The organism is Cedecea lapagei (genome assembly GCF_900635955.1).
Taxonomy (GTDB): domain Bacteria; phylum Pseudomonadota; class Gammaproteobacteria; order Enterobacterales; family Enterobacteriaceae; genus Cedecea; species Cedecea lapagei.
On record NZ_LR134201.1, the window covers coordinates 3,938,634 to 3,952,250 of the forward strand.

Sequence of the window (13,617 nt, forward strand, 5' to 3'; positions counted from 1 at the left end):
GCGGGAACGATTCCCGCAAGTTACTCAATTATAAGTCGTCGAATACAGAAAGCGCATCAGCAAGTTTTTTCACGCCGAAGACCTGCATCCCTTTAGGAATTTTTTTCGGTACGTTGGCCTGCGGCACAATCGCACGCTTAAAACCGTGTTTTGCCGCCTCGGAAATGCGTTCCTGGCCGCTGGGCACCGGACGGATTTCACCGGCCAGCCCGACTTCACCAAACACCACCAAATCCTGAGGCAAAGCCCTGTCGCGCAGGCTGGAAACCATCGCCAGCAGCAGCGCAAGGTCGGCGCTGGTTTCGGTGACTTTTACGCCACCCACCACGTTCACGAAGACATCCTGGTCGGCCATTTGCAGGCCGCCGTGGCGGTGCAGTACGGCCAGCAAAATCGCCAGACGGTTTTGCTCCAGGCCAACGGCCACGCGGCGAGGGTTGGACATCATGGACTGATCCACCAGCGCCTGAATCTCTACCAGCAGCGGGCGAGTCCCTTCCCAGACTACCATTACCGAGCTGCCCGGCGTCACTTCATCACCGCGGCTCAGGAAGATAGCAGAAGGGTTACTGACTTCACGCAGCCCCTGCTCGGTCATCGCGAATACGCCAAGCTCGTTCACCGCGCCAAAACGGTTTTTATGGCTGCGCAGGGTGCGAAAACGAGAATCAGCATCGCCGTCGAGCATTACGGAACAGTCAATGCAGTGCTCAAGGACTTTTGGCCCCGCCAGGGAGCCGTCTTTGGTCACGTGGCCGACCATTACGATCGCCACGCCTTTGGTCTTCGCAAAGCGCGTCAGATAGGCCGCAGTTTCTCGGACCTGGGCCACGCTGCCGGGCGAAGACTGCACGTCCGCCATATGCATGACCTGGATCGAGTCGATCACCATCAGCTTCGGCTGCTCTTCCTCTGCGATCATACAGATCTGCTCGATGCTGGTTTCCGACAGCATGTTGAGATTTTGCGTCGGCAGGCCCAGACGGTGCGCTCGCATCGCCACCTGCTGAAGCGACTCTTCGCCGGTGACGTACAGGGTTTTCATCTGCTCGCTGAGTTTGCAAAGCGTCTGCAGCAGCAGCGTCGATTTCCCCGCGCCGGGGTTGCCGCCAATCAGGATAGCGCTGCCCGGCACCACGCCGCCGCCCAACACGCGGTCAAACTCTTTAAAACCGGTGGAAAAACGCGGCAGCTCTTCAAGGCTGATCTCCGAGAGCTTTTGCACCCGGTTGACGCCCGCGCTCCCGGCATAGCCGGACAGACGCTCGTTGCGGGCAACCTGAGGAGAAGCGGCGATGCGCACTTCGGTAATGGTATTCCACGCGTGACAGGCGCTGCACTGCCCCTGCCAGCGCGGGTAATCCGCACCACACTCGTTACAAACAAATGCGCGTTTTGGAGCTTTCGCCACCTTTATACCTCTTGTTAGCGTTCTTCCTGAATCAGGCTGCCGGAAAGGATGCAGAACACGCCCATCAGATCCGCATGGCGGATGCTGACTTCGCTCTTCTCATTCACCTTCGGCTTAGCGTGAAAGGCAATGCCCAGCCCTGCGGCATGGATCATCGGTAAATCATTGGCCCCGTCGCCAACCGCTACGGTCTGCGCGGCGGGAATGTCATATTTTTCGGCCAGGCGCTTGAGGGTAACCGCTTTAAATTTAGCGTCCACAATCTGCCCCAGCACTTCGCCGGTCAGCTTACCGTCGCAAATCTCGAGTTCGTTTGCGACCACCGTCGTCAGGTTCAGCGTATCGCGCAGGTACTCCGCAAAGAAGGTGAACCCGCCGGAAGCAATGGCCACTTTCCAGCCCAGAGTATCAAGGTTCTGCACCAGAGATTTAAGTCCCGGCATCAGCGGCAGCTCATCACGCACCTGGCGCAGAATATTGGCGTCGGCGCCTTTCAGGGTGGCCACGCGCTGGCGCAGGCTGGCGGTAAAGTCTAGTTCACCGCGCATTGCGCGTTCCGTGACTTCGGCCACCATTTCACCCGTTCCCGCCAGTTTGGCAATCTCGTCGATACACTCGATTTGAATGGCGGTGGAGTCCATGTCCATGACCAGCAGGCCTGGCGTTTTTAAATGCGGAATTTTGCCCAGCGGCGCAACGTCCAGCCCGGCGTCATGCGCAAGCCGGGTCGCTCGCGGGGTTAAAGAGCCCGCCAGGCGGATAACCTGGTAATCTTCCACACACCAGGCGGTCACAATCACCATCGCGGCCCCCAGCTTACGCTGGTATCTGGTCAGGCACTGCTTGTCCAGATTACGGCCGTACAGGAGCCAGCCACTGCGGCCGGCGCGGTAGTCCAGCGGCATCACTTCGTCACCGCTCAGGGAAAGCGGCAACCCAGGCCAAAGTGAAACATCGTTAGGCAAATCGCACCAGGTCAAACTGTTTGGCATTGCGGCTCCAGAATCAAGTAAACATACCCTTTTGCCGTCGGGATCCGGGAGAGTGGCATAAGGATATCCGGGTAAAAACAACGCATGAGGCTACCTTGTCCGCCTTGCTTCTGGCAACATTAAAGTACGCAATTTTCCAAAGGTGCATCATGGTTCGGGTAAAATTTAAATTTCGGCTCCATCGCGCAGTGATTGTGCTGTTCTGCCTGGCACTTTTGGTTGCGCTGATGCAGGGCGCCTCCTGGTTTAGCCGGGGCAGCCAGCAGGCGCGAAACGTCCAGCTGGAAGAACTGGCCCGCACGCTCTCCCGCCAGGTGGCGTTTAATCTTATCCCGGTGATGAAAACCGAAAACCCTGATGAAAAACGCGTCGCCGCCGTGCTCAACCTGCTGACGGAAGATAGCCGCATTCTTGATGCCGCCGTGTATGACAGCGAGGGCGATCAAATTGCCCGTGCAGGGGAAAACATAAACGTTCGCGATCGTCTGGCACTGGACGGACAAAAAGCCGGCAGCTACTTCAATCAGCAAATCGTCGAGCCTATCGCGGATAAAAGCGGCCCTATCGGCTACCTGCGCATTACGCTGGATACCCATACCCTCGCCACCGAGGCCAAGCAGGTGGATAACACCACCAATATCCTGCGCCTGATGCTGCTGCTCGCGGTTGCTATCGGCATCGTGCTGACCCGCACCCTGCTTCACGGCAAGCGAACTCGCTGGCAGCAATCACCTTTTCTGCTCACCGCCAATACAAAGGTAAAAGAGGAAGACGAGAGTAAGTAAAGCTCCCGCGGTAAATTCGCCGTAGCTGCATCATGCTAAGATCCCCTCTTCTTCTGGGAAAAGGATCTTTGCTATGTCGACTTTGCGTTTACTTATATCTGACTCTTACGACCCCTGGTTTAACCTCGCCGTTGAAGAGACTATTTTTCGGCAGATGCCCGCCACCCAGCGGGTGCTGTTCCTGTGGCGAAATGCAGATACCGTGGTCATTGGCCGCGCCCAGAACCCATGGAAAGAGTGTAATACCGGGAGAATGGAGCAGGACAACGTTCGGCTGGCAAGACGCAGCAGCGGCGGCGGCGCTGTGTTCCATGACCTCGGCAATACCTGCTTTACCTTTATGGCCGGTAAGCCGGAGTACGACAAGAGCGTTTCCACCTCTATTGTGCTGAACGCGCTCGAAAACCTTGGCCTTAACGCCACCGCTTCCGGGCGTAACGATCTTGAAGTTGAAACCGCCGAAGGGACTCGTAAAATTTCGGGCTCCGCCTATCGCGAAACCATCGATCGCGGATTCCACCACGGCACCCTGCTGCTGAATGCCGATCTTAGTCGCCTGGCAAACTACCTCAATCCCGATCCCAAAAAGCTACAGGCTAAAGGCATTACCTCGGTGAGAGGCCGCGTTGCAAACCTTAGCGATATCAAGCCGGGGCTAACCCACGAGCAGGTTGCCGATGCGATGACCGAAGCTTTCTTCGCCCACTATGGCGAGCGAGTTGAAGCGGAGCATATCTCCCCGGAAGCGCTGCCTGACCTGCCGGGCTTTGCCGACACCTTTGCCCGTCAGAGCAGCTGGGAGTGGAATTTTGGTCAGGCTCCGGCCTTTACGCATCTGCTGGATAACCGCTTTACCTGGGGCGGCGTCGAACTCCATTTTGACGTAGAGAAAGGACATATCACCCGCGCACAGGTATTTACCGACAGCCTTAATCCGGCCCCGCTTGAGGCGCTGGCCACCCGGCTAAAAGGCTGCCTGTATCGCAGTATTTTACTGCAGCAGGAGTGTGAAACGCTGATCTACAGCTTCCCGGAACAGGAAGCCGAGCTGAAAGAGCTTTCGGCGTGGATTGCTCAGGCGATTCGTTAAGCGAGCCTTTTAAGCCGCTCGCTTAACTGGCCTACTTGCTCAGCCATTCCCGCGGCTATTTGCCGGAATGGCTCGCTCAACATCAAATTTAGACTAAGCTGTCGCCAGTAACGCTGCGCCCACGACTGCATCTCAAGCCATATTTCGCCTGGAACTTCAGCATCAATATTAATTTCAACGATCCCCTCCCGCATATTTCCCGAACTGCCCGGAGCCCACGCCATTGGCAGCATGTCGTAGACCGGCGTTAGCTCGAGCGGGCGGTCGGACAAGAAGAATGAGAGATTCCCGGCGTGCATATCGCTGTTACCAATCAGCCTGCCAAAAGCCCAAATTCGCGCTACCTGCCGAAGCGTTGCGGCCTCAACTATGCCCTCTTCTTTTAGACGCGCAACGGCTTTAGGCCAGCTAAGCACGCCCGCTGCATACTCGCTTTGCACGCTTTCAAGAGACACAATACTGCGTCGCCCGAAAATACCTACGCAGTCAAAGCGCTCAACTTCGAGAAAGACCTGCCCGCTGTCCGTCGAAAGGAAATCACACCGTGCAGCAGCGATCCCGGCTTCATTTAGCAGCATTAAAGCGCTGGCCTCGGCAGCCAGCAAATCCGCCCAGCGGCGCTGGTTATCGTTCCGCACGGCCGGGGTAAACTTCACTATGGCATGCCGTGGCCCGCGAAGCGTTTCACTGTAGCAGGCGAATTTAGGCTGTTCGCCTCCGGCAGACGAGCCGACAATCTCACCGTCTATTGCCCTGTGAGCAAGCTCGGCGTAAACCCTCAGGCGTTCATCACGAGGAATAGCTTCTGGGGCCGCGCTCTCAGCCCACAGACGATAGTTCTCCTCCCCAACCAGCCACCCGCCAAGATTTTCCTGTCGCTGCACAGAGAGCGCCAGCAGCACATCCTCTTCTCGCCACTGCCGGATATCTTCTGGCAAATCGCTGTCTTTCGCTAACTCACGCCCCCAGGCCCGCCCCAAAAAACCCTGCGGCCGGAGATCGGTCAGGTACCAGGGCAGCCCGTCAAACCAGCGACTGTCGCCGTTGTGATGCACAACCAGGCAACTGCCTTTTGGCCACACGGGATAAAGCACACCAAATGGCCAGGCTTTACCGACGTCGTCAATCTGCCATAGCTGAAACTCGCGATGCTGCCTTACCGGGTGCCTTAATCCGTACAGCGTCGCACGAGCTGAACCGAATTTGATAACGTCAGGCTCAAGCGCTACCCGGCGAGAGAAAGTCGCCTGACTGATTCCCAGCCGTTGGGCCAGCGTTCTGGCTGGAAGAGGCCCGGTAAGAAGAAGGTCCGTTAGCTCGCTCATTTGAATAGATTAATGAATAGATACTTGAATTGATTTATAGTCTTGAATAGCTGGTAGGTAAAGGAGATTAAGTCAAAATAAGAAATAAAATGAATAGATACCTGGCATAAAAAAGGCGCCCTCAGGCGCCTTTAAAACGAGCAGAAAAACTTACTCTTTGTCGCCCAGCAGGACGGATTCCAGAGCAATTTTGATCATGTCGTTGAAGGTGGTCTGACGCTCAGCCGCAGTGGTCTGCTCGTGAGTACGGATGTGGTCAGACACGGTGCAAATGGTCAGCGCTTTCGCACCGAACTCAGCGGCAACGCCGTAGATACCTGCAGCTTCCATTTCCACGCCCAGGATACCGTATTTTTCCATCACGTCGAACATGGACGGATCTGGCGTATAGAACAGGTCAGCAGAGAAGATGTTGCCTACGCGAGCGTCAACGCCCAGCGCTTTAGCCGCGTCAACCGCGTTGCGAACCATATCGAAATCTGCGATCGCCGCGAAGTCGTTATCCTTGAAGCGCAGACGGTTTACTTTAGAGTCAGTACAGGCGCCCATGCCGATAACAACGTCACGCAGCTTAACGTCCGTGCGTACCGCGCCGCAGGAGCCAACACGAATAATTTTCTTCACGCCGAAATCGGTGATCAGCTCTTTAGCGTAGATAGAGCAGGATGGGATGCCCATGCCGTGGCCCATCACGGAGATCTTACGGCCTTTGTAAGTCCCGGTGAAACCCAGCATGCCGCGCACGTTGTTAACTTCACGCGCGTCTTCCAGGAAGGTTTCCGCGATGTGCTTAGCGCGCAGCGGGTCACCCGGCATCAGTACTACGTCAGCGAAATCGCCCATTTCTGCGTTAATGTGTGGCGTAGCCATTGTGTATTCCTTGAATTAAAAAGTTAGCAATCAGGCGGGCAAACGCCCGCCCAAAGGGATCACAGCATGTTTTTGCCGTAGTCCATGTCGGAAAGACCGAAGTACTTCGCCACCGTCTGGCCGATGTCCGCGAAGGTTTCGCGGTGGCCGAGAGAGCCGGCTTTCACTTTCGGGCCGTAGATCAGCACCGGAATGTGTTCGCGAGTGTGGTCGGTACCCTGCCAGGTTGGATCACAGCCGTGGTCCGCGGTGAGGATCAGAATGTCGTCCTCTTTCAGCAGAGACATCAGCTCCGGCAGGCGACGGTCGAACAGCTCAAGGCCGCCCGCGTAGCCCGCCACGTCGCGGCGGTGCCCCCAGGAGGAGTCGAAGTCAACGAAGTTGGTGAAGACGATGGTGTCGTCGCCGGCTTCTTTCATCTCTTTGATGGTCGCGTCGAACAGCGCATCGAGGCCGGTGGCCTTCACTTTTTTGGTGATACCGCAGTTGGCGTAGATGTCCGCAATTTTACCCACGGAAACCACCTGGCCGTTTTTCTCATCGACCAGCTTCTGCAGCACGGTAGCGGCAGGCGGTTCGACGGCTAAGTCGTGGCGGTTGCCGGTACGCTGGAAGTTGCCAGCTTTATCGCCCACAAACGGACGAGCGATAACGCGGCCAATGTTGTAGCCGCCTTCGGTCAGCTCTTCACGTGCGATCTCGCACAGCTCATAGAGCTTATCCAGGCCGTAGGTTTCTTCATGGCAGGCAATCTGGAACACGGAGTCAGCGGAGGTGTAGAAAATCGGTTTCCCGGTTTTCATGTGCTCTTCGCCCAGCTCGTCCAGAATCACGGTCCCGGAAGAGTGGCAGTTGCCGAGGTAGCCCGGCAGGTTGGCGCGCTTGACCAGTTTGTCCAGCAGCTCCTGCGGGAAGCTGTTTTCGTGGTCGCTGAAGTAGCCCCAGTCAAACAGCACCGGCACGCCGGCGATTTCCCAGTGGCCAGACGGGGTGTCTTTACCGGAAGAGAGCTCGTGTGCCCAGCCGTAGGCGCCGATAACTTCTGCGTTACCGTCCATACCTGCAGCCACTTTGCCGGTGGAGCCTTCATGAGCTTTGACCAGCCCAAGGCGAGTCAGATTAGGCAGGTTCAGAGGGCCTTTACGCCCTTTGTCAGCTTCGCCTTTGGCGCAGGCCTCTGCGATGTGGCCGAGGGTATCAGAGCCGACATCTCCGAAGCGCTCAGCGTCTTCGGTAGCACCGATGCCGAACGAGTCCAGCACCATAATAAACGCACGTTTCATATTATTCTCCGTACCTTGTGCTTTAAAAAATAGGGATCAGATCAGTATACCGTTATTCGGTGATTCGGCGATAGACCGTCGGTGTTTCCTGCGGCGTTTTTTCGTCAATCTTAATTGCCGCCCTCACCGCCTTCGCCGCTTCCTGCCAGCTGGATTCATCTTTTGCGTGGATCACCGCCAAAGGACGTTCGCCGTCGATGGATTCCCCCAGACGGGCCATATCGGTAAAGCCGACGCTGTAATCGATAGCGTCAGAAGCCTGACGACGACCGCCGCCCATCGACACGACCGCCATACCCAGCGCGCGGGTATCCATCGCGGAGACAAAGCCGGACGTTTCGGCATAAACAGCTTTGCTTAACATCGCCGTTGGCAGGTATTTCGCGTAGTTTTCAACGAAATCGGTCGGGCCTTTCTGCGAGGCAACCATGCGGCCAAAGATCTCCGCCGCTTTGCCGTTGTCCAGCACCGCCTGCAGTTTCGCGCGGGCTTCTGCATCGTCTTTGGCGAGCTTGCCGGAGATGAGCATTTCCACGCACAGCGCCATCGTTACGTCGAACAAACGCGGGTTGCGGTATTCACCAGTCAGGAACTGCACCGACTCACGAACTTCTACCGCGTTGCCCGCGCTGGAAGCCAGCACCTGATTCATGTCCGTCAGCAGCGCTGTGGTCTTCACGCCTGCGCCGTTGGCCACGCCAACAATCGCCTCGGCCAGCAATTCTGAAAGCTCGTAGGTCGGCATAAATGCGCCGCTGCCTACCTTCACGTCCATCACCAGCGCATCCAGCCCTTCGGCCAGTTTCTTAGCCAGAATGGAAGCGGTGATAAGCGGAATGGAATCCACCGTCGCGGTAATGTCGCGGGTGGCGTAAAAACGTTTGTCCGCCGGCGCCAGAGAGCTGGTCTGGCCGATAATGGCTACGCCGACGTCCTTAATAATGTCGCGGAAGCGGCTATCGTCCGGGAAGATATCGAAACCCGGAATCGCCTCCAGCTTGTCCAGCGTACCGCCGGTGTGACCCAGGCCGCGGCCTGAAATCATCGGAATATAGCCGCCACATGCTGCCACCATCGGGCCAAGCATCAGCGAAGTTACGTCACCCACGCCGCCGGTGGAGTGTTTGTCGACAATCGGGCCATTGAGATTAAGGCTTTTCCAGTCCAGCACGGTACCGGAATCCCGCATCGCCATCGTCAGCGACACCCTTTCCGGCATAGTCATGTCGTGGAAGAAAATGGTCATCGCCAGGGCAGCAATTTGCCCTTCAGAGACGGTATTGTCGCGAATGCCGTTGATAAAGAAGCGAATCTCTTCGTCGCTCAGTACCAGGCCATCACGTTTTTTACGAATAATTTCTTGTGCGAGAAACACGGCAACCCCCTGAGAAATGCGGGTAAAGCGCGGCGGAAAGTCCGCCGCAAAGGAAGATCAGTAGCTGCTGGCGCTTTTGCCATCACCGTGGCCCAATGCTTTCAGCAGGCTGGCTAACAGGCTGGAGGCCCCGAAGCGGTAGTGGCGGGAGTCGGCCCAGTCGGCGCCAAACAGATCGTCAGCGATAGCCAGGAACTGAGCAGCATCTTCTGCGGAGCGAACGCCACCGGCTGGTTTGAAGCCTACGGTTTTTTCCACGCCCATATCGCGGATCACTTCCATCATGATGCGGGCGCTTTCCGGGGTCGCATTAACCGGTACTTTACCGGTGGAGGTTTTGATGAAGCCTGCGCCAGCCTTAATGGCGATAGCAGAAGCTTTGCGGATCAGCTCTTCGGTTTTCAGCTCACCGGTTTCGATGATCACTTTTAGCAGTACATTCGCGCTGGCACAGGCGTCTTTGCACGCTTTCACCAGATCAAAACCAACCTGCTCGTTACCGGCGATCAGCGCACGGTATGGGAATACCACATCCACCTCGTCTGCGCCGTAAGCAATGGCGGCGCGGGTTTCCGCCAGCGCGATCTCGATATCGTCGTTCCCGTGCGGGAAGTTGGTGACGGTCGCAATGCGGATATCCGGCGTGCCCTGCTCTTTCAGGGTTTTACGGGCGACAGGGATAAAGCGTGGATAGATACAGATGGCAGCGGTGTTACCTACTGGCGTTTTCGCCTGATGGCACAGAGCGATGACTTTCTCGTTAGTGTCATCCTCATTCAGGGTAGTCAGGTCCATCAGTTTCAGCGCACGCAGGCTGCTTTGGGTTAAATCGGTCATAACGCTCTCCAACAAAAGGTAAATAAGTCTCCGGCCGGGAAACTCAACACGTTGGAGCGGACTTGGTTCCCTGAAGAAGAGGGGGTCGCCCTCACGTTGAGATCCTTCTCACCGCACATTGCCGTGCTGCAATGTTAGAATTTTAACACCCAGCACCAACGCAATTTTGTGTCTCGTCTCACAAAAGCCAAAGAGTGAATTGCAATATTTCAGAGAGTATATGTGATTAAAGAAACAAAATAACGCGCTAAATTGCCCTGGGTAGCCAGAAAAAGGCTGGCAGGGCGCCAGCCTTCAATGACCGTGTATTGTTACTATAATAACATTTTATTACGCTTTACAGCGCCAGAAAAAGCCCGGCGATGGTGGCGCTCATCAGGTTAGACAGCGTCCCCGCCGCCACGGCCTTCACGCCCAACTGAGCCACATCATGTCGGCGGTTTGGCGCCATGCTGCCGAGCCCACCGATCAGGATGGCGATAGAAGAGAGGTTAGCAAATCCACACAGCGCAAAGGAGATAATCGCCTTGGTGTGGCTGGAAAGCACCTGCAGACCCGCCGCCGCCACTTCGGCGTCATCCTTCAGGTAAGCGCCAAAGTTAAGGTAGGCGACAAACTCGTTGATAATCAGCTTCTGGCCAATAAACGATCCCGCCACCATCGATTCGCTCCACGGCACGCCAATCAACCAGGCAACCGGAGAGAACACCCAGCCAAGCATCAGTTCCAAAGAGAGCTGAGGATAGTTGAACCAGCCGCCAATCCCGGACAGCATGCCGTTCAGCAGGGCAATCAGCGCCACAAACGCCAACAGCATCGCCCCCACGTTCAGCGCCAGCTGCATCCCGGATGCAGCACCAGACGCGGCGGCATCCAGCACGTTAGCCGGGCGGTCCGGATCGTTTTTCATCGACTCCAGCTCCGGCGCGTCGTTCGGCGTTTCCGTCTCAGGCAACATGATCTTGGCAAACAGCAGCCCGCCCGGCGCGGCCATAAAGGACGCGGCGATCAGATATTCCAGCGGGACGCCCATTTGCGCATAGCCTGCCAGCACGGAGCCAGCAACGGAGGCGAGACCACCGCACATCACGGCAAACAGCTCGGAGCGGGTCATGGTGGCGATGTAAGGACGCACGACCAGCGGCGCTTCGGTTTGGCCGACGAAAATATTTGCCGTCGCCGACAGCGATTCGGTGCGGGAAGTTTTCAGCACCTTACGCAGGCCACCCCCCAGCACGCGGATCACCAGCTGCATCACGCCAAGGTAATAAAGCACGGCGATAAGCGAGGAGAAGAAGACGATGATCGGCAGCACGCGCAGCGCGAAGATAAAGCCGCCTCCGCCAAACAGCTCAAACATTTTGTCAGAAACCAGCCCGCCAAACAGGAAGGAGATCCCTGAGTTACCGTAGGCGATGACGTTTGCCACCCCTTCAGACATGGCGAGCAGGACTTTGCGCCCAACGGGCACGTACAGGATCAGCGCCCCGATGCCGATTTGAATAAGCCACGCGCCGATAACGGTACGCAGATTGATGGCCTTGCGGTTGCTGGAGAGTAAAACGGCGACCAGCAGCAATACGACCATGCCGATCAACCCCATAAGTATTTGCATACAGTATCCCTGTGTATCAACTGGAAGATACGGGCTTTACCAGCCCGCATTAAGCGCGCGGATTATAACCACAGGCGGGTGGGATTTGCGGGAGCAATCACGTACTGAAGGAAATATATAGAAACATTTACGCAGCAAGGTGACAAACATCACACTTAGGGGCGACTGGTTAGAAGGCGAATAATTCGTCTGCGTTTTTTTTCAAGGCGTTAGCGATGGTTTCTGCCGGCTCTGACCGGAGTTGGCACAGGGATTCGAAAACTTTTGCTGCACGTTCCGGTCGATTCGGCTGGCCCTGCCAGCCGTTGAGCGGCATATCCGGCGCATCCGTTTCCAGCAGCAGCGATGAAAGCGGCAGGCGGGCCATCACCTCACGGGTTTTACTGGCTCGAGGATAGGTGATGGTGCCTCCTACGCCGATACGGTAGCCCATCGCAACAAAACGTTCCGCCTGCTGCAGGCTACCGGCAAAACCGTGAACCACACCGGTTCTCGGTAAATTGTGGCGTTTCAGGTGCAGCGCCAGTTTGTCATGGGTACGGCGGGAATGCAGCAGAACCGGAAGATCGTAACGCTTCGCCAGCTTCAGCTGCTCGCCGAGGATAAACTCTTGCCGGTCGAACTGCGGATCCTCACGGTAGAGATCCAGCCCAATCTCACCGAGAGCGACCAGCTTTGCAGGCTTTTGACGCAGACGATCTTCAAGCGCAGCCAGCCCGGCTTCATCGTGTTTTTCAATCACTATCGGATGCAGGCCGATGGCGGCATAAAGCGCCGGGTAGTTCTGCGCCAGCGCAAGAATACGATCAAAACGCCCTGCTTCCACTGCGGGCACAATGATTTTACGAACGCCTGCCTCGGCAGCGAGCTCGATGCTGCGAGCTTCATCGCCGCTAAACGGAGGAAAGTCAAAATGGCAGTGGGTGTCGTAGAACGTAAAGCTCACGCAAGATCCTCGTTATCAAACGCCGCATCATTTGCCTGCAGGCCTGATGCCAGCGGTTTGACCAGTGATTCATTTGCCGCAGCCACCGGAGGAATAACCAGCGGGCCCGGCGTGTTAATGGGCGGCAAATGCCGCCTTAGCGGCGGTTTCGCGACCAGCAGCTTGCCAATGGTTGCCAGGAAATAACGCCCGCACAGGCGACCCGTTTTATAGTCTGCCGTCAGCGAAGGCAGACGGCTTCCAAGCGCATTACTCAGCAGCGGCTTCGGCGGATAAATTTCGAAAATTCGCAGCTTACCCGGCGGCTTCTCAATAAAGCTCTGGATATCACGATAGCTCTCTTCATGATGCTGCACCAGATTAAGAAGCGGCTGCAGGCTGCTGTCGCCAAGCCAGCGCTCCATATGTTTGAACCACTGCGGCGTATAGTACATCTGGGACGGCACGGTACGAATGACCACCAGCGTATCGGCGCCCCGGTTTGCCGCTTCCCGTACCGGCACAGCATCGCTGATGCCGCCATCCTGATAGCTAACGCCGTCAATTTCAACGCCCGAACGGTAGAAGCCAGGAATAGCACTGGAAGCTTTCAGTAAATTAAGCCAGGTATCCGTGGTTGGCGAAAAGTAGCTTGCCGCATAGTCGTCGCTGCGGCAGGCGCACATGAAGAACTCTTTGCCCTGTTCAAAAAGCGGGTCTGCGCTGGACATCGAAAGCGGCAGCCGGGCAGAGGTGGACTCAATCAGCCAGTCGAGATCGATGAGGTTGCCGCCGCGGGCAAAGCGTAGCGGGCTAAAGAAGTCTCGGGTGGTGGTAAAACGCGTAATTACGCGGCGGGCGTACCCCGGCTGGTTACAGACATAGGCAGACAGGTTCTGCGCCCCGGCCGACGTGCCAAGGTATAAATCAAAGGGGTTGAATTCCGCGCGCATAAATTCGTCCAGAACCCCGGCCGTAAAGATCCCGCGCTGCCCGCCCCCTTCACAAATCAGAGCGAGTTTTCCAGGACGAAAAGGTTTAATCGCAAGCGGCGCAATATTGCCGAGCGTAACGGGTATACGATGTCCCACCCTGCTTCCCTGAAATTC

The 13,617-nt window shown here is 56.6% G+C and carries 12 protein-coding genes; 2 read left to right on the plus strand and 10 right to left on the minus strand.

The annotated features are described in order from the left end of the window. Nucleotides 1-28: 28 nt before the first annotated feature. Complete coding sequence (gene radA / locus EL098_RS19130) at nt 29-1,411, minus strand: DNA repair protein RadA (RefSeq protein WP_126357630.1); 1,383 nt, start codon at nt 1,409-1,411, stop codon at nt 29-31. Between the two features lie 14 nt (nt 1,412-1,425). Then, the gene (gene serB / locus EL098_RS19135) at nt 1,426-2,403 is read right to left on the minus strand and encodes a phosphoserine phosphatase (RefSeq protein WP_126357631.1); all 978 of its coding nucleotides are present in this window, start codon (nt 2,401-2,403) and stop codon (nt 1,426-1,428) included. Nucleotides 2,404-2,552: 149 nt separating this feature from the next. On the opposite strand from serB, the gene EL098_RS19140 reads away from it, so the two are divergent. Together EL098_RS19140 and lplA are read left to right on the plus strand one after the other, a co-directional pair. After that, nucleotides 2,553-3,188, plus strand: coding sequence for a YtjB family periplasmic protein (locus EL098_RS19140; RefSeq protein WP_126357632.1), 636 nt, complete (start codon nt 2,553-2,555; stop codon nt 3,186-3,188). Between the two features lie 73 nt (nt 3,189-3,261). Continuing rightward, nucleotides 3,262-4,278 (plus strand): lipoate--protein ligase LplA, encoded by a 1,017-nt coding sequence (lplA, locus tag EL098_RS19145; RefSeq protein ID WP_126357633.1) that lies wholly within the window; start codon nt 3,262-3,264, stop codon nt 4,276-4,278. Here lplA and yjjJ read toward each other — a convergent pair. The 8 genes from yjjJ to EL098_RS19185 form a co-directional block, all read right to left on the minus strand. After that, on the minus strand, nt 4,275-5,603 hold the full coding sequence (gene yjjJ / locus EL098_RS19150) for a type II toxin-antitoxin system HipA family toxin YjjJ (RefSeq protein ID WP_126357634.1): 1,329 nt from the start codon (nt 5,601-5,603) through the stop codon (nt 4,275-4,277). The genes lplA and yjjJ overlap by 4 nt on opposite strands. 150 nt (nt 5,604-5,753) lie before the next feature. After that, the gene (deoD, locus tag EL098_RS19155) at nt 5,754-6,473 is read right to left on the minus strand and encodes a purine-nucleoside phosphorylase (RefSeq protein ID WP_126357635.1); all 720 of its coding nucleotides are present in this window, start codon (nt 6,471-6,473) and stop codon (nt 5,754-5,756) included. A gap of 59 nt (nt 6,474-6,532) precedes the next feature. Further along, nucleotides 6,533-7,756, minus strand: coding sequence for a phosphopentomutase (gene deoB, locus EL098_RS19160; RefSeq protein WP_126357636.1), 1,224 nt, complete (start codon nt 7,754-7,756; stop codon nt 6,533-6,535). A gap of 52 nt (nt 7,757-7,808) precedes the next feature. After that, nucleotides 7,809-9,131, minus strand: a complete 1,323-nt coding sequence (gene deoA, locus EL098_RS19165) for a thymidine phosphorylase (protein WP_126357637.1) — start codon at nt 9,129-9,131, stop codon at nt 7,809-7,811. Between the two features lie 57 nt (nt 9,132-9,188). Continuing rightward, a complete protein-coding gene (gene deoC, locus EL098_RS19170) occupies nt 9,189-9,968 on the minus strand; it encodes a deoxyribose-phosphate aldolase (RefSeq protein WP_126357638.1) in 780 nt (259 codons plus the stop codon). Nucleotides 9,969-10,305: 337 nt separating this feature from the next. Further along, entirely contained in the window at nt 10,306-11,583 is a 1,278-nt protein-coding gene (locus tag EL098_RS19175) for a NupC/NupG family nucleoside CNT transporter (RefSeq protein WP_126357639.1), read from the minus strand. A 169-nt stretch (nt 11,584-11,752) separates the two neighbouring features. Beyond that, the gene (locus tag EL098_RS19180; RefSeq protein WP_126357640.1) at nt 11,753-12,529 is read right to left on the minus strand and encodes a TatD family hydrolase; all 777 of its coding nucleotides are present in this window, start codon (nt 12,527-12,529) and stop codon (nt 11,753-11,755) included. Beyond that, nucleotides 12,526-13,599: a patatin-like phospholipase family protein gene (locus EL098_RS19185; protein WP_126357641.1), complete on the minus strand. Its 1,074-nt coding sequence runs from the start codon at nt 13,597-13,599 to the stop codon at nt 12,526-12,528. The genes EL098_RS19180 and EL098_RS19185 overlap by 4 nt, the downstream gene beginning before the upstream one ends. Between the last annotated feature and the right edge of the window lie 18 nt (nt 13,600-13,617).

Bases quoted from the DNA above. Each gene is read 5' to 3' on its own strand.
- deoB (WP_126357636.1), bottom strand. From the start codon at position 7,756: ATGAAACGTGCGTTTATTATGGTGCTGGACTCGTTCGGCATCGGTGCT.
- EL098_RS19140 (WP_126357632.1), top strand. From the start codon at position 2,553: ATGGTTCGGGTAAAATTTAAATTTCGGCTCCATCGCGCAGTGATTGTG.
- EL098_RS19175 (WP_126357639.1), bottom strand. From the start codon at position 11,583: ATGCAAATACTTATGGGGTTGATCGGCATGGTCGTATTGCTGCTGGTC.
- deoD (WP_126357635.1), bottom strand. From the start codon at position 6,473: ATGGCTACGCCACACATTAACGCAGAAATGGGCGATTTCGCTGACGTA.
- lplA (WP_126357633.1), top strand. From the start codon at position 3,262: ATGTCGACTTTGCGTTTACTTATATCTGACTCTTACGACCCCTGGTTT.
- deoC (WP_126357638.1), bottom strand. From the start codon at position 9,968: ATGACCGATTTAACCCAAAGCAGCCTGCGTGCGCTGAAACTGATGGAC.
- yjjJ (WP_126357634.1), bottom strand. From the start codon at position 5,603: ATGAGCGAGCTAACGGACCTTCTTCTTACCGGGCCTCTTCCAGCCAGA.
- serB (WP_126357631.1), bottom strand. From the start codon at position 2,403: ATGCCAAACAGTTTGACCTGGTGCGATTTGCCTAACGATGTTTCACTT.